This is a genomic window from Bradyrhizobium sp. 199 (genome assembly GCF_023073355.1).
Taxonomy (GTDB): Bacteria; Pseudomonadota; Alphaproteobacteria; order Rhizobiales; family Xanthobacteraceae; genus Bradyrhizobium.
Map to the genome: position 1 here is coordinate 1 of NZ_JADPJI010000004.1, position 26516 is coordinate 26516.

Genomic DNA, 26516 nt, shown 5'->3' on the forward strand with positions numbered 1-26516 from the left:
GGGCTACCCCTCTCCCCCACCCTCCCCCACAAGGGGGGAGGGAGCGCAGCGCGGCTGGAGCTGGCGAACATGGTCTCCGCCTGCGACGGAAGCACCTCATGAGCGCCCTGTCCGCCCTCATTCGCCGGGACATCCGGATCGCGCTTCGTGTCGGTGGCGGGGCACTGATCGGCGTGCTGTTCTTCCTGACCGTGGTGGTGCTGATGCCGTTCGCGGTCGGACCGGACCTGGCGCTGCTGTCGCGGCTGGGGCCGGCCATTCTCTGGCTCGGCGCGCTGCTGGCGAGCCTGCTCACCCTCGACCGGCTGTTCATGGCCGACCACGAGGACGGCTCGCTCGACCTGATCACGATGAGCCGGACGCCGCTTGAACTCGCCTGCGCGGCCAAGGCGCTGGCGCATTGGCTGGCCGCCGGCCTGCCGCTGATTGTCGCAACCCCCGTGCTCGGCCTCTTGCTCAACCTCGACATGGTCGCGACCGGCGCGGTGGCGCTGACGCTGCTCGCCGGTACCCCGGCGCTGACCTTTACCGGCATGATCGGCGCGGCGCTGGCGGTGACCTTGCATCGCGGCGGGCTGCTGATGGCGGTGCTGGTGCTGCCGCTGTCGATTCCCGTCCTGATTTTCGGCGTGGCGGCCTCGCAGGCCGTGATCGTGGGTCCGATGAGCTTCGGCGCGCCGTTCTCGATCCTGTGCGCGCTGTCGTTGGTCAGCCTCGTGGTCGGCCCCTTCGCGGCCGCAGCGAGCCTGCGGCATGGACTTGATTGAGATGAGCTTGATTGAAACGGGCTCGACTGGCCTTGAGCCCGATCAACTTTCGTCCCTCGCTTTCATGCTGATTGCCTGAGCGGCCACCGATGATTATCAGGGTACCATGTCACTGCTCGACCTCGCCAACCCGACCCGGTTCCTCGCGCTGACGGCGCGGGTCTTGCCGTGGCTCGCGGCCGCGACAATCATCCTGCTCGCGGTCGGCCTCTACCAGTCCGCCACCGCGCCGGACGACTATCAGCAGGGCGCGACCGTCAAAATCATGTTCATCCACGTGCCCAATGCCTGGCTGTCGATGTTCGTCTGGGGCGTGATGAGCATCGCCTCGCTGGGCACGCTGGTGTGGCGTCATCCCCTCGCCGATGTCGCCGCCAAGGCCGCAGCGCCGATCGGCGCCGCCTTCACCTTCCTCGCGCTGCTCACGGGCTCGCTGTGGGGCCGGCCAATGTGGGGCACCTATTGGGAGTGGGATGCACGGCTCACCTCGGTGCTGATCCTGTTCCTGATGTATCTCGGCCTGATGGCGCTGTGGCGCGCGGTCGACGATCCCTCGCGCGCGGCACGCGCCGCCGCCGTGCTGACGCTGGTCGGCGCGATCAACCTGCCGATCATCAAGTTCTCGGTCGACTGGTGGAACACGCTGCACCAGCCGGCCTCGGTGATGCGCATCAGCGGATCGGCCCTCGACAAGTCGTTCCTGATTCCGCTGCTGGTGATGGCGATCGCATTCACGCTGCTGTTCGTCACGCTGCATTTGGCGGCGATGCGCAACGAAATCCTGCGCCGCCGGGTCCGCTCGCTGCAAATGATGCAGGCGAGTCGTGTGGCGTTCTCGAGCGAAGCGGGCACCGGTGCGCGTGGAGAGAACGCGTCCAACGAAGTTGGGGCCGCATGACCATGTCGCTCGGTCCTTATGCATCCTTCATCGTGACGTCCTATGCCGCAGCGGCCGTCGTGGTCGCGATCCTGATCGGCTGGATCGTGCTCGACCATCGCAACCAGACGCAGCGCCTGCGCGAGCTCGAGCGCAGCGGCATCACCCGCCGCTCCGGCCGCAGTGCGATGGACGCGTCATGAGCGATCAATCGACCTCCGCACCGCCGCAGCGCCGCACCTTCCTGATGGTGCTGCCGCTGATCGCCTTCATTGCCCTTGCGCTGCTGTTCTGGTTCCGGCTCGGCAGCGGCGATCCCTCGCGGATTCCGTCGGCGCTGATCGGCCGCCCTGCGCCGCAGACGGTGCTGCCGCCGCTGGAAGGATTGCAGGCTGACAATGCGCCGGTGCCGGGGCTCGATCCCGCCGCCTTCAAGGGCAAGGTCAGCCTCGTCAATGTCTGGGCCTCCTGGTGCGTGCCGTGCCACGACGAGGCACCGCTGCTGACCGAATTGGCGAAAGACAAGCGCTTCCAGCTGGTCGGCATCAACTACAAGGATGCCGCCGACAATGCGCGGCGCTTCCTGGGGCGCTACGGCAATCCGTTCGGCCGCGTCGGCGTGGACGCCAACGGCCGCGCCTCGATCGAATGGGGCGTCTATGGCGTGCCCGAGACCTTCGTCGTCGGGCGCGAAGGCACCATCGTCTACAAGCTGGTCGGCCCGGTCACGCCGGACAATCTGCGGAAGGTGTTGTTGCCGCAGATGGAGAAGGCGTTGAAATAGTCGCCGTCATTGCGAGGGGCCCTTGCGACGAAGCAATCCAGACTGTCTCGGCGGAGGGCTCGCAATGACGCGTTGAGAGAGCTCACCCCTTCCTGACATCCCCCGCTTCGGCTTCGCTCGCCTCCAGCGATGCTGGCTCGAGGTGGTAGCGCTTGGTCAGCGGCATCTGGGCGAGGGCGAAGATCATCGTGATCGGCGTCACGCCAAACACCTTGAAGTTGACCCAGAAGTCCGTGCTTTGCGTGCGCCAGACGATCTCGTTCAGCGCCGCCATGCCGGCGAAGAACAGCGCCCAACGCAGCGTGAGAATGCGCCAGCCCTGCGGCGTCAAATTGAACATCTGGTCGAACATCACGGCGATGAAGGAGCGGCCGAACAACAGGCCACCGCCGAGGATCGCGGCGAACAGGGCGTAGATGATGGTCGGCTTGAGCTTGATGAAGGTCTCATCGTGCAGCACCAGCGTCAGCGTGCCGAACACCAGCACGATCACGCCTGTCACGATCGCCATGATCGGAATGTGCCGCGTCACTACATAAGAGGCGATCATCGCCGCGACGATCGCGACCATGAAGGCGCCGGTTGCCGCGAACAGGTTGAACTTCGCGTTGACGAAGAAGAACACGAGCAGCGGACCGAGTTCGGTCGCCAGCTTGAACAGCGGATGCGGCTGGGTCTTGTCCATTCTTCAGCTTTCGATTCCGGCAATGGCGCGGGCGAAATCGCGCGCGGTGAATGGCGCGAGATCGTCGACGCCTTCGCCGACGCCGATGAAATGCACCGGCAGTTTGAATTTTTCCGCGAGCGCCACCAGGATGCCGCCCCGCGCGGTGCCGTCGAGCTTGGTCATCACGAGGCCGGTGACCCCGGCCGTACGATGGAAGGCCTCCACCTGCGACAGCGCATTCTGGCCGACGGTGGCGTCCAGCACCAGCAGCACGGCATGCGGCGCAGTGTCATCCAGCTTGCGGATCACGCGCACGACCTTTTCGAGTTCCTTCATCAGCTCGGCCTTGTTTTGCAGACGGCCGGCGGTGTCGATCAGGAGCACGTCGGTGGCCTGCTCCTTTGCCGCGGTCAGCGCGTTGAAGGCAAGGCTCGCCGAATCCGAACCCTGGGCGCCTGATATCACCGGCGTCTTGGTGCGCTCGCCCCAGACCTTGAGCTGCTCGATTGCGGCCGCGCGAAACGTGTCGCCGGCGGCCAGCATCACGTTGCGGCCTTCGGATGCGAATTTTTGCGAGAGTTTTCCGATGGTGGTGGTCTTGCCGGAGCCGTTGACCCCGACCACCAGAATCACGAACGGCTTCCTGGCGGTGTCGATTTCCAATGGCCTCGCCACCGGCGCCAGCACCTTCTCGACCTCGGTCGCAACGACATCCTTGACCTCGTCCGCCGAGATCGCCTTGTCGTAGCGCCCCGTGCCGACCGCATCTGCAATCCGCACCGCGACGGAGGTGCCGAGATCAGCGCGCAGCAGCACGTCCTCGATGTCATCGAGCATGGCGCGATCGAGCTTGCGCTTGGTGACGAGGTCGGCGACCGCGGTCCCGAGCGAGGACGAGGTGCGCTTCAGCCCGTCGGACAGGCGGCGCCACCAGCTCAGCTTCGGGGTCTCGGGGGTGGTATCGTTCATGGTGGCGGTGTGTTAGCCGTTCCGGCTCCCAAACGAAAGTCTTGACCGAAAGTCCTTCAATTGCTCGATGTTCCCGCATTGACCGCCGACGAGATCATGGCCCGCGTGCTCCATCGCGACGGCCTGATGCTGATCATCGACAAGCCGTCGGGCCTGCCGGTGCATCGCGGTCCCAAGGGCGGCGCGAATCTGGAGGACTCCTTCAACGCGCTCTGTTTTGGCCTGCCGCGACCGCCGGTGCTGGCCCACCGCCTGGACAAGGACACCTCCGGCTGCCTGGTGCTCGGCCGCCATCGCAAGGCGACCGCTTCGCTCGGCCTGCTCTTCAAGCACGGCAAGATCGGCAAGACCTACTGGACGGTGGTCGAGGGCGGCCCCGCCGAGGACGAAGGCACCATCGACATGCCGCTCGGCAGGCTCAATGCCGAGCGCGGCTGGTGGCAGAAGCCCGATCCCGAGGGACAGAAGGCGATCACCAACTGGAAAGTGATGGGCCGCGGCGACGGCCTGACCTGGCTCGCCATGGAACCGGTGACCGGGCGGACCCATCAATTGCGGGTGCATTCGGCCGCGACCGGCTGGCCGATCTTCGGCGATAACATTTACGGCAACGGCCCGCGCTTCGGCGAGCCGAAGCTGCACCTGCATTCCCGCGAGATCGTGGTGCCGATCTCCCGCAACAAGGAGCCGGTCCGCGTCGTGGCGCCGGCGCCACCCCACATGCACGAAAAGCTCCGCGCCTGCGGGTGGAACGGGGAATAGTGGCGCTGTCGTTTACCTCTCCCGCTTGCGAGAGAGGTCGGATCGCGAAGCGATCCGGGTGAGGGCTCTCTCCTCTTGGGGACAGTCCCCGTGCAGAAACACCCTCTCCCCGACCCTCTCCCGCAAGCGGGGGAGGGAGCGCACCTCCGCCGAGGTGGCACCTCATAGCGCCCAGGGTTTACCAAACCTTCAGTGCTCGCCTCTAATGATAGCGGTTGCTTAGAACAAGCTTCTGTAACCGCTCAGGACGAGCAAGGCGTGATGTCCAAGGCCGAGCTATCGATCATCGACGAGGTCGAATCCGCGATTCGAGCAGGCTCGGCGGAAAAGGGCCTGGAAACCGCCCGGCGCGTCACCGATCTGTTCCTCTCCTCCGCCGGCAGTTTCGACGACGAGCAGATCACGCTGTTCGACGACGTGCTCGAGCGCCTGATCGGCACCATCGAACTGCGGGCGCTGGCCGACATGGGCGCACGCATCGCGCTCGCCGAGATCAGCGCACAACTGGCGCCGATCGCGCAGGCGCCGCCGTCGGTGATCCGCCGCCTCGCCGGCAATGACGAGATCCGCATCGCCGGTCCGGTGCTGCAGGAATCCGCCCGCCTCGACGACGGCGAATTGGTGAAGATCGCATCATCCAAAGGCGAGCCGCATCTGCTCGCGATCGCCGGCCGCTGGTGGCTGAAGGAGGTCGTCACCGACGCTTTGCTGGCGCGCCGCTATCCCAGCGTCAGCCGGCGGCTCGCCGCCAATCCCGGCGCGCGCGTCTCCGGAAACGGATTCGCCGTCATGGTCGCCCAGGCCGAGTCGGACCCCGAACTTGCCGTCAGCGTCGGCGTCCGCGTGGACCTGCCGTCGGAGCTGCGCCGCCGATTGCTGCACTCGGCGACCGATACCGTGCGCGCCCGCCTGTTGTCGCGCGCGCCGCCGCATCTGTTCGAGGAAATCCAGAGCGCGATCGCGGCCACCGCCGTCGGCGTCGAACGCGAGATGTCGAGCATCCGCGATTTCGAAGGCGCCAAACGCGCGATTGCAATGCTCAAGGTAACCGGCCAGCTCAACGAGGCGACGTTGCTCGGCTTCGCCAGGCAGCGGCGTTATGAGGAGACCGCCGCTGCCCTGGCGGCGCTGTCCGGATCGACTGTCGAAGTCATTCGCCCGCTGATGCAAAGCCTGCGCGACGACGGCCTGCTGGTGCCGTGCAAGGCGGCGCAGCTCAGCTGGGAAACCACCACCGCCGTGCTCGACAGCCGCTTTGCGACCGGCGCGATGAAGCCGGCGGATCTGGCGCGCGCGCAGGGCCACTATGCGCACATGACGCCGGAGAATGCGCGGCGAACGCTGCGATTCTGGCAGGTGCGGGCGTCGTAACCGAGCATTCTAAGTCACGGCGCATCAACACTCTCAGTGTCGTCCCGGCCCCGTGCGCAATTCGCACTAGGCAGGGACGACGTCGAGGATAGAGCGGCGCGCACTATTCGCAACCTTATCATGTGGTGAGCCGCTCGCCATCACTGCCGGCGATTCTGAGCGGCACCACAGTGCCCACGCGCTCGCCCGCAACCGCCACCGGCAGGTAGTGCTCCGTCCGGCCCTGCCCCTCGCTCTCGATCAGCACATCGCGCGTCGCACCGATCTCCGCTTGCAGCCGTCGCTGCAATGCCGCTGCACCTGCCGTACGCAGCCGCTTCGCGCGCTCCTTGATCAGTGCCCCCGCAACTTGCGGCATTTTTGCAGCCGGCGTGCCGGGACGCGGGGAGTAGGGGAAGACGTGCAGGAATGTCAGGCCGCATTGTTCGACGAGATCGAGCGAGCGCGAGAACATCTCCTCGCTTTCGGTCGGAAAGCCCGCAATGATGTCGGCACCCAGCGCGATATCCGGGCGCAGCCGGCGCACACGGTCGCAGAACACGATCGCATCCTGCCGCGAATGCCGCCGCTTCATGCGCTTCAGAATCATGTCGTCGCCGGACTGCAGCGACAGATGCAGATGCGGCATCAGCCGCGCGTCATCAGCGATGGCATCGAGCAGGTCGGCATCCGCCTCGATCGAATCGATCGACGAGATGCGCAGGCGCTTCAGCTGCGGCACATGCCGCAAAATCTGCTTCGTCAACATGCCGAGTTTCGGTGCGCCGGGCAGATCAGTGCCGTAGCTGGTGAGATCCACGCCGGTCAGCACGATCTCGGCATGACCGCGTTCGACCAGCGTCCGCACCTGCTCGACCACCGCGCCCATCGGCACCGAACGCGAATTGCCGCGGCCGTAGGGAATGATGCAGAAGGTGCAGCGATGGTCGCAGCCGTTCTGCACCTGCACGAACACGCGCGGCAGGCCGCTCGCATAGCCGTCGATGAGATGCGGCGCCATCTCCCTGATAGCCATGATGTCGCTGACGGCGATCTTCTTGCTGGCGCCGAGATCGAACGCATCGCGGGCCTCCCGCCAGGCCTGCCTGCGCATCTTGTCGTCGTTGCCGACGACGCGATCGACTTCGGCCATATCGGCGAACATCGAGCTTTGCGTCTGCGCGGCGCAGCCGGTGACGACGATGCGCGCCTCTGGGCGCTCGCGCTTCAGTTTGCGGATCGATTGCCGCGCCTGCGCCACCGCTTCATTGGTGACGGCACAGCTGTTGATGACGATGGTGTCCGAAAGGCCCGCACCCTCGGCCTCACGGCGGATCACCTCCGCCTCGAAGGCATTGAGGCGGCAGCCGAAGGTAAAGACGTCGACGGCCATCAGCCGACCGGCGCGAACAGCGCCGGATCGAAGCTGTCCTCATATTCGAAGGTCGCTGTGCCCGTCATCAGCACGTGGTCGTCACGTTCGCGCCATTCGATGCCGAGCTTGCCGCCGGGCAGCGTGATCTCGACATTGCGCTCGGCGCGCTTCAGGCGCGCCGCGGCGACGGCCGTGGCGCAGGCCGCCGAACCGCAGGCCTTGGTCAGGCCGGCACCGCGTTCCCAGGTCCGGATCGTGATGTGCTGGGGATCGACGATATGGGCAAGCGTGATGTTGGCGCGCTCCGGGAAGATCGGGTGGTTTTCGAGCAGCGGACCGAAACGCTGGAGATCGTAGGCGTTGACGTCGTCGACCCAGAAGATCGCATGCGGATTGCCCATGCTCACCACGGAGGGCGAATGCAGGATCGGATTGTCGATCGGCCCGATCTGCAATTCGATGTAGCGGGTGTCGCGGAACTCCTCAGCCAGCGGAATGTCCTGCCAGCCGAACTTCGGCGCCCCCATGTCGACGGTGTAGAGATCCGGCGACGGGCCCTGCCAGGCATTGAGCAGGCCCGCAGCGGTCTCGAACGTCGCGCTGGTCTGGCCGCTCTTCTCGAAGATCCGGCGGACCACGCAGCGCATGCCGTTGCCGCAGGCGCCAGCCTCCGAGCCGTCATTGTTGTAGATGCGGATGAAGGCCTCGGTGCCGTCGAGCCGCGGCTTCTGCAGCACCATGAGCTGGTCGTAGGCCACGCCGCCATTCGCGGACGCCACCGCGCGCGCGTCGTCCGGCGTCACCTTTGCGGTGGAATCGCGCATGTCGACAACGACGATCTCGTTGCCGATGCCGTTCATCTTGGCAAATGCGTGGTTGGCCAGCGCGCTCATGAAAATTCCTGAATTTCGCCTGCCTTATATGGCGATCCTTGCCGGCTTGGCCAGCGGTTTGCTGCGGAGCCCGAGGAGGCCGGCCATGACGCATCTGTCATGGGACGAATTCGGCGCTCGCGTGTTAGAACGGCGCGTTCGCGCGAGCCGGGGCGCGGCCGGGCGCAAAGACGGATTTAGGCCGTGTGATTAAGGCGTTGGGGAGAAGAAAATGTTCAGGTTTCGTCGTGTCGCTCTGGCCGCGCTGATTCCGGCAGCGGCCTTGTCGTTTGGCCTGCCTGAGGTTCTGGCGCAAACCCCGAGCCCGGCACCGGCCGCCTCGGCAAGTCCCTCGCCGGATCCTTCGGCTTCCCCCTCTCCGGCCGCGAGCGCCTCGCCTGCGCCTGCGGCAACGCCATCACCGGCGCCATCGCCTGCGGCCAGCGCTTCGCCTGCCCCGGCGACGTCGCCCTCGCCCGCAGCCACCGCCACACCCGGCGCGGCGACACCGCCACCTGCTGCGGCCGCAACGCCTGCTCCGGTGCAGACCGCCGATCCCTTTGGCCAGGAGACCACGCTCGAGTCCAGGAAGGTCGTGATGGTCAAGGGCACTGCCAATTGGGACTCGGCGTTCGACACGCTGGTCGACGCCTTCAAGGCGCTGAACACGCTCCTGGACAAGCAGGGCATCAAGCACGCCGGCAATTCCATGATCGTCTACACCTCGACCGACGACACCGGCTTCACCTTCCTCGCCGAGATCCCGGTCGATCAGGACCCCAAGAGCTTGCCGAAGGACATGAGCATCGGCAAATCGCCGGAAGGCAAGGCGCTGAAGTTCGTCCATCGCGGTTCCTACGACAACATGGACAACACCTATGAGGCGATCACCAATCACCTCGACGACAAGAGACTTGAAGCCAAGGACACCTTCATCGAGGAATACCTCACCGATCCCCTGAAGACCGCTGAGGACAAGCTCGTGATCAACGTTTTCGTGCCGCTGAAGTGAGAATGATGAAAAAGCCTGCCGTCCTCGTGACTTCCCTCGCCACCGTTTTCGCCGTGCTGCTGGCAGCGCCGGCGCTCGCCGATGATTTCCCCTCCGCCATTTCGGTGAGCGGCGAAGCCAATGTTTCCGTAGCGCCCGATCTCGCGCAGATCGATGCCGGCGTCGCCAGCGACGCCAAGACGGCGAAGGAAGCTTCCGACGCCAACAACGCGGCGATGGGCAAGGTGCTATTGGCGCTGAAGGGCGCCGGCCTTGCCGAGAAGGACTATCAGACCTCGCGGCTGTCGCTGCAGCCGCAATACGGCCAGAACAAATCCACCGGCGCATCCCCGGTGGTCGGCTTCCGCGCCTCCAACCGCGTCACCGTAAAGATTCGCGACGTGACCAAGGTCGCGGGCATCATCGACACGCTGGTCGGCGCCGGCGCCAACGATATCGGCAACATCTCATTCGAGGTGACGCAGGCATCGAAACTGCTCGACGACGCGCGTGAGCAGGCGGTGGCGGATGCGCGCCGCAAGGCCGAAGTTTACGCCAGAGCCACCGGTGTCCTGTTGGGTGCGCCGCTCAGTGTCACCGAAGGCGGCGGCCCGGTGCCGCTGTTCAAGGGCCGCATGGCGGCGCCGATGGCGGCAGCCCCGCAGGCTGCCGTCGCGCCCGGCGAGGAGACGCTGTCGGTGACGGTGAATGTGAGCTGGGCGATCAAGGCAAAAGAGCAATAGATCTCGTGTCCCGGACGCGCTGCGGCACGCAGTGACGCTGCGCAGAGCCGGGACCCAGAGAGCTGCACGGTACATTGCTGCCACATCGGCCCCGGCTCTGCAGCGCACCGCTCTGGACGATGCTTCGCATCGCCGGGGGCGCTGCGCTGCGTCCGGGGCACGAGCGGTGTACGTAGAGAGACCTAAATCTCCACCACCTGCCCCGGCTTCATCGCCACGAATCGCTCCTGCGGAATCTTCGCCGCATCGAGCGCCTCGACCAGGGCCTTCGCCGGCGCGTCGATCGCTTCGTCCGTCAGCTGGAACGTGCCGTGGTGATGCCCGAGCGCGGCTTGCGCGCCGCAATCCGCCAGTGCCTTCACCGCATCCTCCGGATTCATGTGCTGGTCGCGCATGAACCAGCGCGGCTCGTAGGCGCCGATCGGGAGAATCGCCAGACGCAGCTTCCCGTGCTTCTCGGCGACGCGGCGAAAGTGCGTGCCATCGCCATAGCCGGAATCGCAGACGACGTAGATCTTGCCGGCCGGCGTCTCCAGCACAAAGCTCGCCCAAAGCGCCTTGTTGCGATCGAACATGCCGCGCGCCGTCCAGTGCCTTGTCGGCACCAGATGCACGGCGATGCCGCCGCCGAGCTCGACGCGGTCGTGCCAGTCGAAGGCCTCCACCTTGATCGTGGAATCCCAGCTGCGCATCGTCACGTCGTTGCCGAGCGGGGTGACCACGCGCGGGCCAAAGTTCTTCGCGAGTCGCGACAAGGTCGCGATATCAAGATGATCGTAATGGCCGTGCGAGACCAGCACGACATCGATCCTCGGCAGCTTCTCGAACGCGATGCCGGGATCGTTGTGCCGCTTCGGCCCCGCCCACGCGACCGGCGACACCCGCTCCGACCAGACAGGATCAACGAGGATGTTGAGGCCACCGGTCTGGATCAGCCAGCTGGCGTGGCCGACGAAGGAGAGCCGCACGTTGTCGCCGCCGACCCGCGCCGGCGGGCTATCGGCATGGGGGCTTGGGGCCCAGTCGGGCCATGTGGCGCGCTGTCCCCGGCCGCCCAATTGCCAACGTAGCACCTCGCCGAGCGATCTCGGCGGCGCCCCGTCGGGATCAAAGAAGGTCAGGCCGTCAAAGTGGTCGGAGACCGGGCCGTCATAGGTTTTCATGCGGGACATCCAGAGGGAGGGCACGCCAACCAGCGCGCCGGCTCCGGCGAGCAGTCCAACAACGCGGCGGCGGGTGATCGGCACAGGGCGGGCTTCAGGATTGGTGGCGGAGGTAAGTCATCGCCTTCTATATGGGCTGAGCCGAAGGAAAAGGAACCGACCACCAAAAAGGTCTTGTTTTCAGGACCTTATTATGGCCGAGGCATTCCGGCGCCCTAACTTTCCTTGACTTTTGGGCGTGAGCGGCGTTTAACCCCGCCACTTTCTCGGAAAGGCTTTCTTTTCGACCCGCCGACTGGCCCTGGAGGCCGGAGGCCAACGCCCGACAGCGCTGTGCGCCCTCGGGCGTAAAGGTGTTTGGACTTTCTTCTCCCTCGCCCCGCTCTTGCGGGGAGAGGTAAAACAGGACAATTGCATTGTTCGACAATCTGTCGGAACGGCTTGGTGGCATTCTCGATCGTCTGACGGGGCGCGGTGCGCTCTCCGAAAAGGACGTCGATGCCGCGATGCGCGAGGTGCGCCGCGCGCTGCTGGAGGCCGACGTCGCGCTCGAAGTGGTGCGCAGCTTCACAGACCGCGTCCGCGAGCAGGCGATCGGCGCCACCGTCGTCAAGTCGGTCACGCCCGGCCAGATGGTCGTCAAGATCGTCCATGACGAGCTGATCAACACGCTCGGTGCCGAAAGCCAGACCATCGACGTCAATTCCGTGCCGCCGGTGCCGATCATGATGGTCGGCCTGCAAGGCTCCGGCAAGACCACCACCACGGCAAAGCTCGCCCGCCGCCTGGTCCAGCGCGACAAGCGCAAGGTGCTGATGGCCTCGCTCGACGTCTATCGCCCGGCGGCGATGGAGCAGCTGGCCGTACTCGGCCGCGATCTCGATATTCCGACCCTGCCGATCGTGGCGGGACAGCAGCCGCCGCAGATTGCGAAACGCGCGCTGGAAGCCGGCAAGCTCGGTGGCTACGACGTCGTGCTGCTCGACACCGCCGGCCGCACCACGCTCGATGAAGACATGATGGCGGAAGCCGCCGCGATCAAAGCTGCCGCCAATCCGCATGAAGTGCTGCTGGTCGCGGACTCACTCACCGGCCAGGACGCCGTCAACCTCGCGCGCTCGTTCGATCAGCGCGTCGGCCTCACCGGCATCGTTCTCACACGCGTGGACGGCGATGGCCGCGGCGGCGCCGCGCTGTCGATGCGCGCCGTTACCGGCAAGCCGATCAAGCTGATCGGCACCGGCGAAAAGACCGACGCACTGGAAGATTTCCATCCCGACCGTATCGCCGGCCGCATCCTCGGCATGGGCGACGTGGTGTCGCTGGTCGAACGCGCCGCCGCCAACATCGACGCCGAGAAGGCCGCGCGCACTGCCGAGCGCATGCGCAAGGGTCAGTTCGACCTCAACGACATGCGCGAGCAGCTCACGCAGATGGCGAACATGGGCGGCATCAGCGGCCTGATGGGCATGATGCCCGGCATCTCCAAGATGAAGAACCAGATCGCCGCCGCCGGCATCGACGACAAGATCTTGAAGCGCCAGGTCGCGGTGATCGATTCCATGACGCGCGACGAGCGCCGTCATCCCGACCTGCTCAAGGCCAGCCGCAAGAAGCGCATCGCCGCCGGTTCCGGCCAGAGCGTCGAGCAGGTCAACAAGCTGCTCAAGATGCACCGGAACATGGCCGACATGATGAAGGCCATGGGCTCGGGCAAGCGCGGCCCCATGGCCGGCATTGCCCAGGCGATGGGCTTTGGCGGCGGCATGAAGCCTCCTTCGCCGGAAGAGATGAAGGCGCTGCAGGAAAAGATGCAGAGCGGCGGCGGCGGCCTTCCGAATCTACCGAAGGATCTGCCGGCCGGACTTCGCACCGGTCTGCCGAACGTTCCAGGGCTGACCGGGCTGAGCGGCAAGCCGATGCTGCCGGGCCTTGGCGGTTTCCCCGGCAAGAAGAAATGAGGAATTCGTCGCGTTGGATCGTAGGCATCTCGCGCGGCGCGGAAATACCGATCAACGAACAAAACGTACTTTGCAAACCGCACTTTCAAGGAGAACTAAATGTCCGTCGTTATCCGCCTCGCCCGTGCAGGCACCAAGAAGCGTCCCGTCTATCACGTCGTCGTCGCCGACTCGCGCTTTCCGCGCGATGGCCGTTTCATCGAGCGTCTCGGCCACTTCAACCCGCTGCTGCCGAAGGACAACGAGACCCGCCTCAAGCTCGACATGGACAAGGTGAAGGCCTGGCTCGCCAAGGGCGCGCAGCCGTCGGACCGCGTCGCCCGCTTCCTCGATGCCGCCGGCGTCAAGAAGCGCGAAGCCCGCAACAACCCCGAGAAGGCCGTGCCGCGCAAGGAGCGCAAGGCGCAGGCCGAAGCCGCCGCAAAGGGCTAAGGCTAGATCATGTCGGCGCTGGTCTGCGTCGCGCGGATCGGCGCCGCGCATGGGGTGCGCGGTGCGGTCAAACTGTGGACCTTCACCGAAGATCCCTTTGCCGTCAGGCGCTACGGTCCGCTTCTCGCCAAGGACGGCAAGCGCCAGTTCGAGGTCGCAACGGCGCGCGCGGCCAAGGATCATCTGGTCGCGACGTTCAAGGGCGTCACGAGCCGCGATGAGGCCGAGCGCCTCAACGGCATCGAGCTCTATGTCGCGCGCGACAAGCTCCCCGCCACCGACGCGGACGAATATTACCACACCGATTTGATCGGGCTCGCCGCCGTCACCACCGGCGGCGATGCGCTCGGCCGCGTGCTCGCGATTCACAATTTCGGTGCCGGCGACATCATCGAGATCGCTCCGCCCAAGGGCACGACACTGCTGCTGCCGTTCACGAACGCGGTGGTGCCGGAGGTCGACATTGCCGGCGGCCGCGTCGTGATCGCGCTGCCGCAGGAGGTCGAGGGCGAAGGCGAGGACCGCGGCGACGATCCGTTCCCGAGTCGTCCCCGCGAAGGCGGGGAGCCATAACCACACGCCGAATTTTTCGCTAAGCTGTTTGCTCGGCCATCGCAAAACTGGCTCTGGTGGCTATCGGTCCCGGGCTCGCGCTTGGCGCGCCCCCGGGACGACGAGAACTGAGATCGAATGACCAATCCCTCACCCTGGCGCGCGACGGTGCTGACGCTGTTTCCGGAGATGTTTCCGGGGCCGCTCGGCGTGAGCCTCGCCGGGCGGGCGCTGGCCTCAGGACTCTGGGAGATCGAGGCGCGGGACATCCGGGCTTCCGCCACCGACCGCCACCGCAGCGTCGACGACACCCCGGCCGGCGGCGGGCCGGGCATGGTGCTGCGGGCGGACGTTCTGGCGGCTGCCATCGACGCGGCCGAAATTGGCCCGAACCGGCCTCGCCTCCTGATGAGCCCGCGCGGTCGGCCATTGACCCAGGCTGGGGTTGCAGAGCTCGCCCAAGGCCCCGGCCCCCTGATCGTCTGCGGGCGCTTCGAGGGGATCGATCAGCGGGTCATTGACGGGCGGGGCCTGGAGGAGGTCTCGATCGGCGATTACGTGCTGTCGGGGGGCGAAATCGCCGCTTTGGCGCTGATCGACGCCTGTGTGCGGCTGCTGCCCGGCGTGATGGGCAAAGAGGCCTCGGGAACCGAGGAAAGCTTCTCAGACGGTCTCCTGGAGTACCCCCAATACACCCGTCCGCAGCTGTTCGAGGGGGCCCCGATCCCTGACATCCTGACCTCCGGCGACCACGCCAAGGTCGCCAGCTGGCGGCGGGCGCAATCCGAGGCCCTGACGGCGGCCCGTCGGCCGGATCTGTGGGCCCAGATCCCGAGCAAGCCGCCGAATCGAGCCAGTCGCCAAAAAACGCCAAAAAACAAGACAGACGGGTGACAAACGCTCCGGCTTGCCTTATAGGAGCGGCCAAATCCGCAATGGCTGGATAGACGAATTTTGCGCAGCCCCCCGTTTCCAGGGCTGGGCGCGCCGATGGAGATTTACCCATGAACCTGATCAAGCAGCTCGAGCAAGAGCAATTCGACAAGCTGTCCGCCGGCAAGGACATTCCGGAATTCGGTCCCGGCGACACCGTGATCGTCAACGTGAAGGTCGTCGAAGGCGACCGTACCCGCGTGCAGGCCTATGAAGGCGTCTGCATCGGCCGTTCCGGCGGTGGCCTCAACGAGAGCTTCACCGTCCGCAAGATCTCCTACGGCGAGGGCGTGGAGCGCGTATTCCCCGTGATGTCGCCGATGATCGACTCGATCAAGGTGGTGCGCCGCGGCAAGGTGCGTCGCGCCAAGCTTTATTACCTGCGTCAGCTGCGCGGCAAGTCGGCTCGCATCGTCGAGAAGACCGAGCACGCCAAGGCCGTCAACGAGTAAGCTCCGCTTACAGTCGGGTTTCCAAAAGCGCGGGGCAAAACCCGCGCTTTTTTGTTGCGTCAGCCGTGCGCGTCAAAGCCCTCGCGATTCCGGTTCGGCCTGCTATATATTCGTAGAATGTTTCCAGATCGGACCAGCATGGACCCCGTCAAGCGCATCGTCATCGACGATCGCTCGCGGCTGCCTGGACGGTTCTTCGGACGCTTCGCGACCTCGGCAACGTCAGAGCTTACGCGCGCAGCCTAAAAGCTGCGCTGACGATTTTGTTGCCCGGCGCGCCACCGGCGCTCTTCGCTGACACACATTCTTCGGAGCTTAAGCTCATGTCCAAGCCGACCACATTGTACGACAAGATCTGGAAGGACCATCTGGTGCACGAAGCCGAGGACGGCACCTGCCTGCTCTACATCGACCGTCATTTGGTGCACGAGGTGACCTCGCCGCAGGCCTTCGAAGGGCTGCGCGCCACCGGCCGCAAGGTCCACGCGCCGGAGAAGACGCTCGCCGTCGTCGACCACAACGTGCCGACCACCGATCGCACCAAGCCGAATCCCGATCCTGAAAGCATCGAGCAGATCAAGGCGCTAGCCGAGAACGCCAAGGAATTCGGCATCGAATATTACAACGAGTTCGACAAGCGCCAGGGCGTCGTCCACGTCATCGGCCCCGAGCAGGGCTTTACGCTGCCCGGCACCACCATCGTCTGCGGTGACAGCCACACCTCGACGCATGGCGCCTTCGGCGCGCTCGCGCACGGCATCGGCACCTCCGAGGTCGAGCATGTGCTGGCGACGCAGACGCTGATCCAGAAGAAGGCGAAGAACATGCGCGTCACCGTCGACGGCAAATTGCCTGATGGCGTGACGGGTAAGGATATTATCCTGGCCATCATCGGCGAGATCGGCACCGCGGGCGGCACCGGCTACGTGCTGGAATACGCCGGCGATGCGATCCGCGCGCTCAGCATGGAAGGCCGCATGACGGTCTGCAACATGTCGATCGAAGGCGGTGCCCGCGCCGGCCTCGTTGCGCCCGACCAGAAGGCGTTCGACTTCCTGCGCGGCCGGCCGAAGGCGCCGAAGGGCGCGGACTGGGATGCGGCGATGCGCTACTGGGAGAAACTGCGCTCCGACGACGGCGCGCATTTCGACAACGAATTGCGCCTCGACGCGGCCAAGCTGCCGCCGATCGTGACCTGGGGCACGAGCCCGGAGGACGTTATCTCGGTGACCGGCATCGTGCCCGACCCTGATAAGATCGCGGACGAGGCCAAGCGTCTCTCCAAGCACCGCGCCCTGAAGTACATGGGCCTGACGGCGGGAACGAAGATCACCGACATCAAGGTCGACCGCATCTTCATCGGCTCCTGCACCAATGGCCGCATCGAGGATTTGCGCGCGGCGGCGAAGATTGCTGAGGGCAAGACCGTTTCAGCGCATGTCAACGCCATGGTCGTGCCGGGCTCCGGCCTCGTGAAGGAGCAGGCCGAGGCCGAAGGTCTGGACAAGATCTTCCTCAAGGCCGGCTTCGAATGGCGCGAGCCGGGCTGCTCGATGTGCCTCGCGATGAACCCGGACAAGCTGGCCCCGGAAGAGCGCTGCGCCTCGACCTCGAACCGCAACTTCGAGGGTCGCCAGGGTTTCAAGGGCCGCACCCATCTGGTGTCGCCGGCAATGGCGGCAGCAGCGGCGATCGCAGGTCACTTCGTCGACGTCAGGGACTGGCGGTAAGCTGCTCCCTGCAATTGTAGCGATCGCGGCAAACCGCCGTTAATCGATTGCCTGACACGCTCGTCCTCGCGATAAATTCGCGAGGACGCGCCTCATGGCCAACAAGCCTGAATATGTCGACCTGATCAGCGAGGCCACGCGCCAGCACCGCCGGCGCGCGCCGCGCTTATGTATCGTCGCCAAGCCCGAGACCGAAGAGACCTCGAAGCTCAGCCGCTGGCCGCCTGCGATGTTCAAGCAGTGGAAGTTGGACAATTTGATGCGGTGGAAAGCTTCGTCTTGGAAGCTGAAGGATTGGCTTTAGGCCGTCCAACACACCACGTCATTCCGGGGCGCCCGAAGGGCGAACCCGGAATCTCGAGATTCCGGGTCTGGCGCTAACGCGCCATCCCGGAATGACGGCCCTCACTCACATCACCAATAGCGGTACGGATGGTGCCAGCGATGCCAGCGGCAGATGCGGCGCGGGCCGTAATAGGTCCAGATGATCCGGCAGCGGCGCGGATGATGATAGTAGGGATAACCGCCGACATAATAGCGCCGGTGGAAGTGGCGATGGCCGTAGTGAGGCCGATAGATCCCGTAGCGATGAAACCCGCCATAGCGGTGAACGCCACCATAGCGAAAGCCGCCGCCATGGAACGCAGGCGCGGCGCGGAAGCCGCCGACATGGCCGCCCTGGAATCCTCCGCCGCGGAAACCGCCGATATGTCCTCCGCCACCGCGGAAGCCTCCGCCGCCGTGAAAATGTCCGCCCCCGCCATGGCCGCCGCCGCCGTGGCGAACCTGGGTGACGAGGTTGTCGGTCGCAGCCTTCGTCGCGGGTGACGTCGCCGGATTGATCAAAGTCAGCGCTTCAGCACGACGCGCGGTGCCGGCCGACAGCATCAGCGTCGTGGCGGCCGCAATCCCGAGCAGGCGCATCGGGCCTGCCTTGAGACCTAAACTCCTCAGCATGGAATCCTCCCTGAATCTGGACAGCGGAATTGCGATGCTCGTTCGCGGCCCGCGTCATCCCTGTTCAATTGCAGTCGCTCCCAGGATTAAATTGCGGGCAGCGATGTGAACGCGCCATGAATGAACGAAGCTGGGCTCCGCGCTGCGGCGCCGTGCCGCTCGGAAGGAACTTTGAAAATGACTGTTTACGCGATTGCACAATTGAAGATGACGGACCGCGCCACCTATGACCGCTACCAGGCGCGGTTCTTCGATGTCTTCAGGAAGTACAATGGGCGGCTGCTCGCCGCCGATGAGCGCCCGCGCGTGCTGGAAGGCGCATGGCCGCACGACAAGCTCGTCATGATGTCGTTTCCCGATGAGGCCGCCTTCCTCGCCTTCTCCAACTCGCCCGAATACGAGGAGATTTCGCGCGATCGCAGGGCAGGCGCGCAGGCGACTGTGCTGCTGGTCGAGGGATTTACGCCCGCCGGCTAGCGCGGCACGTCACTAAAAGGGGCCGTAGCCCAACACGAAGGGTGCGGGCACGCCGTAGGGATAGGGGCGGTAGCGTACGGGCCGCGCGTAATAGTGGGGATCACGGCGCACGACAGGCCGCGCAATGTCATGGGTTCGCGCGGGCCGCCGCACATCGAAAACCGCGATCCCCGCCGAGGCCTCTGGCACGGTCACCCTCGGCGCCGCGGACGCGCGCGGCAGGCCAGCGGCAAGCGTGAGGGCAACAGCCAGTCCAACCCATGCCGCCGTGACGCCCCCACCAGGCTTCCGCAGCGCGCGCTGGCGTCGAACCGGCATCAGCCGCGGCGCCAATAACAGCTCACACGCGGCACGATCACCGTGCCGCTGGGCCGGAATTCCTGCACGTAGGTGGCGTTGCACACCCGGAGCGCATCGGGACCGGGATTGTAGCGCGGATAGACGCCGTCGGGGCTGTCATAGGGCGTGACGCGCAAGCGCGCCGGAGGCCGCTTGCGCGGCCGGGGAACGTCGTCCGGGGAGGCCGCCTGGGCGAGGTGGATCCCGGCGCCCGCCGTCTGGGCCTCTGCGCCAACGCAAAACGGCGAAAACAACCCCATGCACAGTAGCGTCAGCGCTGTTTTCGCTCGCATTTTTCCGCCCACCTGAAACGTCCCATCAAGATCCCAAGCTCCCCGTTTTGGAAGCGCCCGTCAACCTCGCCGCTTTTATAAAGCCGGATGCGTCGCCGAGGAACCCGCGCTAAGACAGGCTCATGTGGACGGAATTGAAAGCGCCCTCGCTGGCCGAGATGGAAGCGACGGCGCACGACATCTTCGAGCGCCTGCCGGCGGAGTTTCGCACCCTGTGCGAGGGCGTGATCATTCGCGTCGACGACTTCCCGAGCGAGGACGTGCTGGACGAGATGGAATGCGAAAGCGAGTTCGACCTGCTCGGGCTGTTCCAGGGCGTCGGCCTGCCGCAGCAGAGTTTTGGCGACGTGGCGCGGCTGCCCAACATGGTCTGGCTCTACCGCCGGCCGATCCTGGACTACTGGGCCGAGCACGACGAGAGCCTCGGCCATATCGTCCGCCACGTCCTGATCCACGAAATCGGCCACCATTTCGGCCTGTCGGACGACGATATGGCGGCGATTGAGGCCCAGGCAGAGTAGGGCGGTCTCGGTTCACCTCTCCCAAGGGAGAGGTGAAATCGGAACGCCGCAGCAGCTCGTCTCAAACCCGCTCCGCAGACGAGAACTGCCGAATTCGGCCTATGATTTGGGCCCCGATCACGATAAATACCTGCTCCCTAGACCCATTCGGGAAAGCGCAATCATGGACAAGTTCACCACGCTGGAGGGCGTCGCGGCGCCGCTGAAGATCATCAATGTCGACACCGACATGATCATTCCGAAGCAGTACCTCAAGACCATCAAGCGCACCGGCCTTGGCAAGGGGCTCTTCTCCGAGCAGCGCTACAAGGACGACGGCAGCGAGAATCCGGATTTCGTGCTCAACCAGCCCGCCTATCGCAATGCGAAGGTGCTGGTCGCCGGCGACAATTTCGGCTGCGGCTCGAGCCGCGAGCATGCCCCCTGGGCGCTGCTCGACTTCGGCATCCGCTGCGTGATCTCGACCTCGTTCGGCGACATCTTCTACAACAACTGCTTCAAGAACGGCATCCTGCCGATCCGCGTCTCCCAGGAAGACCTCGACAAGCTGTTCGACGACGCCGAGCGCGGCGCCAACGCCACGCTGACGATCGACCTGCCGAACCAGGAGATCCGCGGCCCCGACGGCGGCAAGGTCAAGTTCGAGATCGACCCGTTCCGCAAGCACTGCCTGATCAACGGCCTCGACGACATCGGCCTCACGATGGAAAAAAAGGCCTCGATCGACACCTACGAGGACAAGCTCAAGCGCGAACGCGCCTGGGCCTGAGCTCGCGCCTTTGTTCGAGCCCCGGTGCTGTCGGCGCCGGGGCTTTTTCTTTGCTCTGGTTATCCCTTATAGCTTCCGCGCATGCTGCCCGAGATCGTCACCTTCTGGCATGGCCCGATGGACGCGCTGCGCCAGACCTGTCTGCGCTCGCAGCTGGCGGCCGGCCACAAGGTCACGGTTTACAGCTTCGACACCATTCCCGGCCTTCCCGCCGGCGTCGCGAATGCGGATGCCGAAGCGATCCTGCCGCACGCATTCTCCGAACGCTTGCGCCCGCCGCAGCCGGACGGCAGTTGGCGCGACTGGACCACGCTGCAGTTCAGCGACTTCTTCCGCATGAAGCTGATGGCGAAGCGCCTCGGGCTCTGGCTCGACGCCGACGTGCTGCTGCTCAAACCGGTCGAGATCGATCCGGCAAAGCCCTATTTCGCCTGGGAGCGGCCGCGGCAGCTCGGCAATTCCGTGGTCTATCTGCCGCCCGAGCACGGCATCGTCACTGCCTTCGAGGAGCTGATCGAGCAGGAGGAGCTGACGCCGAACTGGCTGTCGATCCGCCATCGCGTCACCTTCATGATGCGCCGCCTGCGCGGCGGCTCGAGCCGCCTTTCCGACATCCGCGTTGCGATCTATGGCCCCGCAGCGCTCACCGCGCTGGCGCGCCGCACCGGCGAGCTCGCTTGCGCGCTGCCGAAGCAGTCGTTCTATGCCGTGCACGCCGAGCCAAAATTGTTCTTCGATCCCTCGAGCTATCTCGGCCTCGTCACCAACCCCGAGATCATCGGCCTGCACATCTCGCCGAAGGGCCGCGGCGGCGAAAAGCCGATTCCGGGCAGCCTGTATGCATGGGCGGCGGAGCGGTTCGCGTAGCTGACGTGCAAAGGTGCGCTCCCTCTCCCGCTTGCGGGAGAGGGTCGGGGAGAGGGTGTCTCCACAAAGGGACAATCCCCTTGAGGAGAGAACCCTCACCCGGCGCGCGGGACGATGCTTCGCATCGCCCGGGCGCGCCGACCTCTCCCGCAAGCGGGAGAGGTGCAGCGGAGGCCGCGGCCGCATCATCGCTGTTTGATCCAGCGCAACGCGCTCCTGCATCATTGTGCTTAATTCGCTCCAATTCCGCTGTCCGAAGGGAGCTTTCCATGAGCACCGCAAGCAGGCCTTATCCCATCCTCCAGGACCTCATCGGCTCCTTTGCGAGCTGGCTGAAGCATCGCCGCGAGATCAACGAGATGAGGCAGCTCGATCGCGCCGATTTCGACCGGATCGCCAGTGACCTCAGGATCGCGCCCGATGATCTGGAGGAACTGGTTCGCCGCGGCAAACACTCAGCCGATGAATTGCCGAAGATGCTGGAGCAGCTCGGCATCAACGCCGAAGGGCTCGGCCGCGCGCAGCCGCTGCTGCTGCGTGACCTGGAGCGGGTCTGCTCGCTCTGCAATCACAAGGGCCAATGCGACCGCGAGCTCGCCGACGGCACCGCCGCGGAGAACTACCGCGGCTTCTGCGCCAATGCCTCGACACTGGAGTCGCTCGACCGCAGCGCCCTTGCGCCGCAGGACAACCAGAAGCCGGAGCTCTCGATCTTGTAGAACGCACCGGGACGACCCCGTACACCCTTCTTGCACAGGTCCGGATACAGGCCTGATCCGGCCATTTTTCAATGCCTTAGCCGGTTCAGTGCGCGCCATGGCGGCAATCGCGGGCGCGGACAGGTGTGAAGCATCTCATATGCTCGGCGGGCGCGGACGGTCTAGCCTGGACCTTGTTCGCCTCGCGCCTGCCCTGATTCTCCTTGTCGATCATCGCGCCTGCTTCGTTCCGCAAGGGACACACCATGGACGCCGCCATTGCTGCGAAAGCCGCCGTCGCCGCGACGAGCAGCCGCGAGCGGAAGACGCGCGTCTTCATCTCCTATTCCCGCAAGGATTCCGTCTTTTCCAACCGGCTCGTCGACGCCCTCAACGCGCGCGGCTTTGAAGCCTATCTGGACAAGAAGGACATCTTGCCGGGCGAGCCGTGGCAGGAGCGGCTCGATTCGCTGATCCTTTCCGCCGACGCGATCGGCATCGTCATCAGCCCCGACCTGATCGCCTCTCACGTCTGCGCGTGGGAGGCTGAACGAACCGAGAGTTTGCAGAAAAAACTGCTGCCACTGGTGTACCGGCCTGTCGCCGACGCCGACCTGCCGCCACGCCTGGCGCGGCTCAATTACATCTTGCTGCGCGACCAGGACAATTTCGACGCCGGATTGTCGGCGCTGGCGCTCGCGCTGGAGACCGACATTGCCTGGATTCGCCAGCACACGCGCATTGGCGAGCTGGCACAAAGGTGGGACGGCGCAGGCCGCCCGGCATCCGGAGGCCGCCTGCTGCGCGGCGAGGAATTGACCGACGCCGAGGCCTGGCTGCTCACCTCGCCCAAGGGTGCGCCGGACCCGACCGAGTTGCAGCGCGCCTATGTCCATGCCAGCCGCCTGTTCGAGACCGGCGAGATCGAGAAGGAACGCGCCGCGATCGCGCGCACGCGGCGTTTCCAGCGACGAAGCGCCTGGGCGCTCGCAGGCATCGCACTGCTCGTCGTCGCCGGGGCGGGCTATGTCCTGTGGCAGCAGCGCGAGACGGATCGCCGCGAGACCCTGGTGATGACGAGCGCGGCGGACCGCGCCATCGCCGAGAAGAGGTACGACACGGCCATGCGGATCGCCGTTGAGGGCCTGCCGCCACCGGGACGTTCACCGGTCGCGCTGGGCTGGTCGACCCGCGAGGTCGGGGGACTCGAGGCGAAGCTCGCCGGCGCGGCACAGCTCAGCCGGCTGCAACGCGTGCTGTCAGGACACACGGATGCAGTCAACAGCGTTGCCATCACTGCCGACGGCACGCGCATTGTCAGCGGCTCGTCGGATCGAACGGCCCGGGTGTGGGACGCGCGAAGCGGCGAGCTGTTGCACGAGCTCAAGCATGAAGGTGGGGTCAGTCACGTCGCATTCAGTCCTGACGGCAAGCGGGTCCTGACGACATCATCGAGTGCTGCTGTTGGCGTTGCGCGTTCGTGGGACGCCGTCAGCGGCGCGCCATTGCGCGAAATCAAGATTGCCACCCACATCAACTTGATCGCGCGCCCCCTCGCCGGCGTGGCGTTTAGTGCCGACGGGACACGGCTCCTGGTCGTAAAGGGATTCGGACAAGCCCAGCTATGGGACCTCACCAGCGGCAAGATCGTCGGAGAGTTCAAGGATAAAGCACGCTATGTCGTGAATGCGGCGATCAGCCGCGACGGCACGCAAGCCATCATCACTGGAATGGAGACAGCCCAGATCTGGGACACCGACAACGGCACGATGCTGCGCGAGCTGCCTGGACACAAGGACTTCATTCATGCCGTCGCGTTCAGCCCGGACGGGACGCAAGTCGCCACCGGCGCGGGCGACCGGGTCGCGCGCGTGTGGGAAACAGCCACGGGCGAGCTCATTGGAGAATTCCCGCGACATGATGCCGAGGTCAAAGCCGTTGCGTTCAGCGCGGACGGATCCACCCTCATCACAACGTCAGCGGATAAGACCGTACGATTGTGGGATATTGGCAGCGGTGAGTTATTGCGCGAACTCAGGGGGCATGCTGATGACGTCACGAGCGTCGCAGTCGGTACCGGCGGCCATATCGTCAGCGGATCGCTCGACCGCACACTGCGCATATGGGATGTGTCGGAGGGATCGCGGCCGCTCCGTCATGACGGCGCTGTCATGGCTGCCGCCTTTGATTCGAGCGGCTCGCGCGTGATCACGGCATCGGCCGACAAGACAGCCCGCATGTGGGATGCCGCCAGTGGGACGATGATCCGCGAACTGCCCCACAACAGCCCGGTCAACCAGGCAGCCTTCAGTCCCGACGATGCGCTCATCCTGACGCTGTCCGAGAATATAGTCCGCGTCTGGGATGCCGCGACAGGTGAGCCTCGCGGCGAGCTGCGCAACGACAGCGGCATCTTTGGTGCGAGGTTCGTCGCCGATGGCACCAATACGCATGTCGTCCTCATCTTCAGCAAGCACGCGGCGATCTGGGACGCACTCAGCGGCACGCTGGTGCGCGAGCTGAAAAATAACGACGGAAGCTACGGCTCTCCCGCCGTCAGCGCCGATGGTCGGCGCATCGCGGACCGGAGCAAAGACCACGCCCGCGTCTGGGACACCGCGACCGGAGCTTTGGTGCGAGACATCACTAGCCCCGGCGGCACGTCCGTGTGGAGCACGGCCTTAAGTCCGGACGGCAAACGCCTGGTCACTGCCGAGTCCAGCGGCCTTGCCCGGGTATGGAACGTTGAAACCGGCGAGATGCTGAACGAACTCAACGGCCACACCGCTTTGGTTTCGAGTGCTGCGTTCAGCCCGGACGGATTGCGCATCGTCACCGCCGCGAATGACCACACCGCCCAGATCTGGGATGCCGGAAGCGGCCAGACTCTTCGTGGGATCGAGGGCCATGGTCGTGGCCTGAACACGGCCGTCTTTAGTCCCGACGGCAAGCGCGTGCTCACCGCATCCGCGGACGGGACCGCTCGCATGTGGGACGTGAGCTTCGGGACCACGCTCCGCGGCGATGCCCTTGTCGGCACCGTTTGCGCGCAAAAGCTCATTGGCGCGCAAGCCTTCACGGCTCAGGATGCAATAGACCCGATCCTCGTCGGCCTCGCCGGCGTGAACCCTTGCCGCCGACATGGTCCCTTGTCATCGGAGTACTGGACCGATCTCGGCCATGCCGCCGTCGAACGGTTCAAGAAACTGATCGGGCTGAATTCCCGGAGCTGAAGCGGACCAACGGCCGCTTGAAGATCTTCAGCCCTTGCTCATCGCCGCAATCGCGTCCGCGATGGCGATCGTGCGCCGCGCCATGTCGGCGTGGAGCCGCTCGACCATCGCGCCATCCAGGCGGATCGCCCCGCGCGAGGCGTTTTCCGGCAGTTCGAACGCCGCGATGATCTTTCGCGCGCGCGCAACTTCGTCTTCGGGAGGCGTGAAGATCGCGTTGCAGGCGTCGATCTGCGAGGGGTGGATCAGCGTCTTGCCGTCGAAGCCGAGATCGCGGCCTTGCGCGCATTCGGTGGCGAATCCATCAGGATTGGCGATGTCGCTGTAGGGGCCATCGAGAATTTCGAGGCTATGAGCGCGCGTCGCCAGGATGCAATGCGTGATCATCGGGATCATCGCGGCGCGGCCGGGCAGCATTCGGATCCGCGTCTCACGCGAGATGTCGTTCGGGCCGAACACGAAACCCGACAGGCGCCTTGCTGGATCACGCCCGGCGGCGGCCAGCTCTTCGGCATGCAGCACGGCGCGCGCGGTCTCGATCATGGCCCAGACCTTCACGGTCGGCGCCGCGCCAAGCTCGGCGAGGCGACGGCCGATCGCGTCGAGATCTTCAATGCTTGAAACTTTTGGAACCAGGATACCGTCCGGTGAGGCCTTGGCGGCCATCGCGACGTCATCGGCCCACCAGGGCGTGTCGAGGCCGTTGGTGCGGATCAAAATCTCGCGCTTGCCAAAACCCTTGGCCGCAATCGCGGCGGCGATGCCGTCGCGTGCCACCGCCTTGGCGTCGGGGGCGACGGAGTCCTCGAGATCGAGGATCAGGCCGTCGGCGGCAAGATTGCGCGCCTTGTCCAGTGCGCGCGGGTTGGAGCCGGGCATGAACAGATGGCTGCGGCGCGGGCGGGTCATGCAAGCATTCCTTCCGGTTTTCCTGGGCGGCTCTTGACCGGAGGCGATAGCATCTGGCCTGCCTATTCGAAAG

29 protein-coding genes are annotated in these 26516 nt (G+C 65.3%); 21 read left to right on the top strand and 8 right to left on the bottom strand.

The window, feature by feature from the left end; translation table 11 throughout:
- Nucleotides 1–98 precede the first annotated feature (98 nt).
- From ccmB to IVB28_RS07125, 4 genes are all read left to right on the top strand, one after another.
- A complete protein-coding gene (gene ccmB, locus IVB28_RS07110) occupies nucleotides 99–767 on the top strand; it encodes a heme exporter protein CcmB (RefSeq protein ID WP_247525368.1) in 669 nt (222 codons plus the stop codon).
- Between the two features lie 106 nt (nucleotides 768–873).
- Entirely contained in the window at nucleotides 874–1665 is a 792-nt protein-coding gene (locus IVB28_RS07115; protein WP_247525369.1) for a heme ABC transporter permease, read from the top strand.
- The gene (gene ccmD / locus IVB28_RS07120; RefSeq protein ID WP_247525370.1) at nucleotides 1662–1847 is read left to right on the top strand and encodes a heme exporter protein CcmD; all 186 of its coding nucleotides are present in this window, start codon (nucleotides 1662–1664) and stop codon (nucleotides 1845–1847) included. Before IVB28_RS07115 ends, ccmD begins: the two co-directional genes overlap by 4 nt.
- Nucleotides 1844–2428 (top strand): DsbE family thiol:disulfide interchange protein, encoded by a 585-nt coding sequence (locus IVB28_RS07125; protein ID WP_247525371.1) that lies wholly within the window; start codon nucleotides 1844–1846, stop codon nucleotides 2426–2428. Before ccmD ends, IVB28_RS07125 begins: the two co-directional genes overlap by 4 nt.
- Nucleotides 2429–2510: 82 nt before the next feature.
- Here IVB28_RS07125 and IVB28_RS07130 read toward each other — a convergent pair whose 3' ends face one another.
- Together IVB28_RS07130 and ftsY are read right to left on the bottom strand one after the other, a co-directional pair.
- Nucleotides 2511–3113 (bottom strand): septation protein A, encoded by a 603-nt coding sequence (locus tag IVB28_RS07130; protein ID WP_247525372.1) that lies wholly within the window; start codon nucleotides 3111–3113, stop codon nucleotides 2511–2513.
- A 3-nt stretch (nucleotides 3114–3116) separates the two neighbouring features.
- Nucleotides 3117–4064, bottom strand: coding sequence for a signal recognition particle-docking protein FtsY (ftsY, locus tag IVB28_RS07135; protein WP_247525373.1), 948 nt, complete (start codon nucleotides 4062–4064; stop codon nucleotides 3117–3119).
- Nucleotides 4065–4124: 60 nt separating this feature from the next.
- Here ftsY and IVB28_RS07140 point away from each other — a divergent pair, with 60 nt between their 5' ends.
- Nucleotides 4125–4826, top strand: a complete 702-nt coding sequence (locus IVB28_RS07140) for an RNA pseudouridine synthase (RefSeq protein ID WP_247525374.1) — start codon at nucleotides 4125–4127, stop codon at nucleotides 4824–4826.
- Nucleotides 4827–5087: 261 nt separating this feature from the next.
- Nucleotides 5088–6197: a DUF2336 domain-containing protein gene (locus tag IVB28_RS07145; protein WP_247525375.1), complete on the top strand. Its 1110-nt coding sequence runs from the start codon at nucleotides 5088–5090 to the stop codon at nucleotides 6195–6197.
- A 118-nt stretch (nucleotides 6198–6315) separates the two neighbouring features.
- Here the strand turns inward: IVB28_RS07145 and mtaB are convergent, their stop codons facing one another.
- Both mtaB and dapF read right to left on the bottom strand, forming a co-directional pair.
- Nucleotides 6316–7569, bottom strand: coding sequence for a tRNA (N(6)-L-threonylcarbamoyladenosine(37)-C(2))-methylthiotransferase MtaB (gene mtaB / locus IVB28_RS07150; protein WP_247525376.1), 1254 nt, complete (start codon nucleotides 7567–7569; stop codon nucleotides 6316–6318).
- On the bottom strand, nucleotides 7569–8444 hold the full coding sequence (dapF, locus tag IVB28_RS07155) for a diaminopimelate epimerase (RefSeq protein ID WP_247525377.1): 876 nt from the start codon (nucleotides 8442–8444) through the stop codon (nucleotides 7569–7571). The genes mtaB and dapF overlap by 1 nt, the downstream gene beginning before the upstream one ends.
- Nucleotides 8445–8655: 211 nt before the next feature.
- On the opposite strand from dapF, the gene IVB28_RS07160 reads away from it, so the two are divergent.
- Both IVB28_RS07160 and IVB28_RS07165 read left to right on the top strand, forming a co-directional pair.
- On the top strand, nucleotides 8656–9435 hold the full coding sequence (locus tag IVB28_RS07160; RefSeq protein WP_247525378.1) for a GyrI-like domain-containing protein: 780 nt from the start codon (nucleotides 8656–8658) through the stop codon (nucleotides 9433–9435).
- 5 nt (nucleotides 9436–9440) lie between these two features.
- Complete coding sequence (locus tag IVB28_RS07165) at nucleotides 9441–10157, top strand: SIMPL domain-containing protein (protein ID WP_247525379.1); 717 nt, start codon at nucleotides 9441–9443, stop codon at nucleotides 10155–10157.
- 182 nt (nucleotides 10158–10339) lie between these two features.
- Here the strand turns inward: IVB28_RS07165 and IVB28_RS07170 are convergent, their stop codons facing one another.
- Nucleotides 10340–11404, bottom strand: coding sequence for an MBL fold metallo-hydrolase (locus IVB28_RS07170; RefSeq protein WP_247525380.1), 1065 nt, complete (start codon nucleotides 11402–11404; stop codon nucleotides 10340–10342).
- Nucleotides 11405–11736: 332 nt separating this feature from the next.
- Here IVB28_RS07170 and ffh point away from each other — a divergent pair, with 332 nt between their 5' ends.
- From ffh to IVB28_RS07205, 7 genes are all read left to right on the top strand, one after another.
- On the top strand, nucleotides 11737–13281 hold the full coding sequence (gene ffh, locus IVB28_RS07175; protein WP_247525381.1) for a signal recognition particle protein: 1545 nt from the start codon (nucleotides 11737–11739) through the stop codon (nucleotides 13279–13281).
- Nucleotides 13282–13380: 99 nt separating this feature from the next.
- A complete protein-coding gene (rpsP, locus tag IVB28_RS07180; RefSeq protein WP_212082134.1) occupies nucleotides 13381–13713 on the top strand; it encodes a 30S ribosomal protein S16 in 333 nt (110 codons plus the stop codon).
- A gap of 9 nt (nucleotides 13714–13722) precedes the next feature.
- Complete coding sequence (gene rimM / locus IVB28_RS07185) at nucleotides 13723–14286, top strand: ribosome maturation factor RimM (protein ID WP_247525382.1); 564 nt, start codon at nucleotides 13723–13725, stop codon at nucleotides 14284–14286.
- A 117-nt stretch (nucleotides 14287–14403) separates the two neighbouring features.
- A complete protein-coding gene (trmD, locus tag IVB28_RS07190; RefSeq protein WP_247525383.1) occupies nucleotides 14404–15159 on the top strand; it encodes a tRNA (guanosine(37)-N1)-methyltransferase TrmD in 756 nt (251 codons plus the stop codon).
- Nucleotides 15160–15269: 110 nt separating this feature from the next.
- A complete protein-coding gene (gene rplS, locus IVB28_RS07195) occupies nucleotides 15270–15650 on the top strand; it encodes a 50S ribosomal protein L19 (RefSeq protein WP_246931323.1) in 381 nt (126 codons plus the stop codon).
- A gap of 323 nt (nucleotides 15651–15973) precedes the next feature.
- On the top strand, nucleotides 15974–17380 hold the full coding sequence (gene leuC / locus IVB28_RS07200) for a 3-isopropylmalate dehydratase large subunit (protein ID WP_247525384.1): 1407 nt from the start codon (nucleotides 15974–15976) through the stop codon (nucleotides 17378–17380).
- 94 nt (nucleotides 17381–17474) lie between these two features.
- Entirely contained in the window at nucleotides 17475–17684 is a 210-nt protein-coding gene (locus tag IVB28_RS07205) for a hypothetical protein (RefSeq protein ID WP_247525385.1), read from the top strand.
- A gap of 110 nt (nucleotides 17685–17794) precedes the next feature.
- Here the strand turns inward: IVB28_RS07205 and IVB28_RS07210 are convergent, their stop codons facing one another.
- Entirely contained in the window at nucleotides 17795–18337 is a 543-nt protein-coding gene (locus IVB28_RS07210; protein ID WP_247525386.1) for a hypothetical protein, read from the bottom strand.
- A gap of 177 nt (nucleotides 18338–18514) precedes the next feature.
- Between IVB28_RS07210 and IVB28_RS07215 the strand changes: the two genes are divergently transcribed.
- Nucleotides 18515–18814 carry a DUF1330 domain-containing protein gene (locus tag IVB28_RS07215; protein ID WP_247525387.1) on the top strand — a complete coding sequence of 100 codons (300 nt, stop codon included), beginning with the start codon at nucleotides 18515–18517 and terminating at the stop codon, nucleotides 18812–18814.
- A gap of 317 nt (nucleotides 18815–19131) precedes the next feature.
- On the opposite strand, the gene IVB28_RS07225 is transcribed toward IVB28_RS07215, so the two are convergent.
- The gene (locus tag IVB28_RS07225) at nucleotides 19132–19413 is read right to left on the bottom strand and encodes a hypothetical protein (protein WP_247525591.1); all 282 of its coding nucleotides are present in this window, start codon (nucleotides 19411–19413) and stop codon (nucleotides 19132–19134) included.
- A gap of 155 nt (nucleotides 19414–19568) precedes the next feature.
- On the opposite strand from IVB28_RS07225, the gene IVB28_RS07230 reads away from it, so the two are divergent.
- The 5 genes from IVB28_RS07230 to IVB28_RS07250 all read left to right on the top strand — a co-directional run bounded on the left by IVB28_RS07230 (nucleotide 19569) and on the right by IVB28_RS07250 (nucleotide 25534).
- Complete coding sequence (locus IVB28_RS07230) at nucleotides 19569–19967, top strand: metallopeptidase family protein (protein ID WP_247525388.1); 399 nt, start codon at nucleotides 19569–19571, stop codon at nucleotides 19965–19967.
- Between the two features lie 163 nt (nucleotides 19968–20130).
- Nucleotides 20131–20736 (top strand): 3-isopropylmalate dehydratase small subunit, encoded by a 606-nt coding sequence (leuD, locus tag IVB28_RS07235; protein WP_008539074.1) that lies wholly within the window; start codon nucleotides 20131–20133, stop codon nucleotides 20734–20736.
- 81 nt (nucleotides 20737–20817) lie between these two features.
- The gene (locus tag IVB28_RS07240; RefSeq protein ID WP_247525389.1) at nucleotides 20818–21603 is read left to right on the top strand and encodes a hypothetical protein; all 786 of its coding nucleotides are present in this window, start codon (nucleotides 20818–20820) and stop codon (nucleotides 21601–21603) included.
- Between the two features lie 269 nt (nucleotides 21604–21872).
- Nucleotides 21873–22322: a hypothetical protein gene (locus IVB28_RS07245; RefSeq protein ID WP_247525390.1), complete on the top strand. Its 450-nt coding sequence runs from the start codon at nucleotides 21873–21875 to the stop codon at nucleotides 22320–22322.
- Nucleotides 22323–22525: 203 nt separating this feature from the next.
- Nucleotides 22526–25534 (top strand): TIR domain-containing protein, encoded by a 3009-nt coding sequence (locus IVB28_RS07250; RefSeq protein ID WP_247525391.1) that lies wholly within the window; start codon nucleotides 22526–22528, stop codon nucleotides 25532–25534.
- Nucleotides 25535–25561: 27 nt separating this feature from the next.
- On the opposite strand, the gene IVB28_RS07255 is transcribed toward IVB28_RS07250, so the two are convergent.
- Entirely contained in the window at nucleotides 25562–26443 is an 882-nt protein-coding gene (locus tag IVB28_RS07255) for a CoA ester lyase (RefSeq protein ID WP_247525392.1), read from the bottom strand.
- Nucleotides 26444–26516 lie beyond the last annotated feature (73 nt).

Coding starts and splice junctions, on each gene's coding strand:
- mtaB (WP_247525376.1), bottom strand. CDS start 7,569: ATGGCCGTCGACGTCTTTACCTTCGGCTGCCGCCTCAATGCCTTCGAG.
- ftsY (WP_247525373.1), bottom strand. CDS start 4,064: ATGAACGATACCACCCCCGAGACCCCGAAGCTGAGCTGGTGGCGCCGC.
- ccmD (WP_247525370.1), top strand. CDS start 1,662: ATGACCATGTCGCTCGGTCCTTATGCATCCTTCATCGTGACGTCCTAT.
- IVB28_RS07245 (WP_247525390.1), top strand. CDS start 21,873: ATGAGCACCGCAAGCAGGCCTTATCCCATCCTCCAGGACCTCATCGGC.
- IVB28_RS07255 (WP_247525392.1), bottom strand. CDS start 26,443: ATGACCCGCCCGCGCCGCAGCCATCTGTTCATGCCCGGCTCCAACCCG.
- leuD (WP_008539074.1), top strand. CDS start 20,131: ATGGACAAGTTCACCACGCTGGAGGGCGTCGCGGCGCCGCTGAAGATC.
- IVB28_RS07115 (WP_247525369.1), top strand. CDS start 874: ATGTCACTGCTCGACCTCGCCAACCCGACCCGGTTCCTCGCGCTGACG.
- IVB28_RS07165 (WP_247525379.1), top strand. CDS start 9,441: ATGAAAAAGCCTGCCGTCCTCGTGACTTCCCTCGCCACCGTTTTCGCC.
- IVB28_RS07215 (WP_247525387.1), top strand. CDS start 18,515: ATGACTGTTTACGCGATTGCACAATTGAAGATGACGGACCGCGCCACC.
- IVB28_RS07205 (WP_247525385.1), top strand. CDS start 17,475: ATGGCCAACAAGCCTGAATATGTCGACCTGATCAGCGAGGCCACGCGC.
- rplS (WP_246931323.1), top strand. CDS start 15,270: ATGAACCTGATCAAGCAGCTCGAGCAAGAGCAATTCGACAAGCTGTCC.
- rimM (WP_247525382.1), top strand. CDS start 13,723: ATGTCGGCGCTGGTCTGCGTCGCGCGGATCGGCGCCGCGCATGGGGTG.
- leuC (WP_247525384.1), top strand. CDS start 15,974: ATGTCCAAGCCGACCACATTGTACGACAAGATCTGGAAGGACCATCTG.
- IVB28_RS07125 (WP_247525371.1), top strand. CDS start 1,844: ATGAGCGATCAATCGACCTCCGCACCGCCGCAGCGCCGCACCTTCCTG.
- IVB28_RS07240 (WP_247525389.1), top strand. CDS start 20,818: ATGCTGCCCGAGATCGTCACCTTCTGGCATGGCCCGATGGACGCGCTG.
- ccmB (WP_247525368.1), top strand. CDS start 99: ATGAGCGCCCTGTCCGCCCTCATTCGCCGGGACATCCGGATCGCGCTT.
- IVB28_RS07130 (WP_247525372.1), bottom strand. CDS start 3,113: ATGGACAAGACCCAGCCGCATCCGCTGTTCAAGCTGGCGACCGAACTC.
- rpsP (WP_212082134.1), top strand. CDS start 13,381: ATGTCCGTCGTTATCCGCCTCGCCCGTGCAGGCACCAAGAAGCGTCCC.
- IVB28_RS07210 (WP_247525386.1), bottom strand. CDS start 18,337: ATGCTGAGGAGTTTAGGTCTCAAGGCAGGCCCGATGCGCCTGCTCGGG.
- dapF (WP_247525377.1), bottom strand. CDS start 8,444: ATGAGCGCGCTGGCCAACCACGCATTTGCCAAGATGAACGGCATCGGC.
- IVB28_RS07225 (WP_247525591.1), bottom strand. CDS start 19,413: ATGGGGTTGTTTTCGCCGTTTTGCGTTGGCGCAGAGGCCCAGACGGCG.
- trmD (WP_247525383.1), top strand. CDS start 14,404: ATGACCAATCCCTCACCCTGGCGCGCGACGGTGCTGACGCTGTTTCCG.
- IVB28_RS07230 (WP_247525388.1), top strand. CDS start 19,569: ATGTGGACGGAATTGAAAGCGCCCTCGCTGGCCGAGATGGAAGCGACG.
- IVB28_RS07145 (WP_247525375.1), top strand. CDS start 5,088: ATGTCCAAGGCCGAGCTATCGATCATCGACGAGGTCGAATCCGCGATT.
- IVB28_RS07160 (WP_247525378.1), top strand. CDS start 8,656: ATGTTCAGGTTTCGTCGTGTCGCTCTGGCCGCGCTGATTCCGGCAGCG.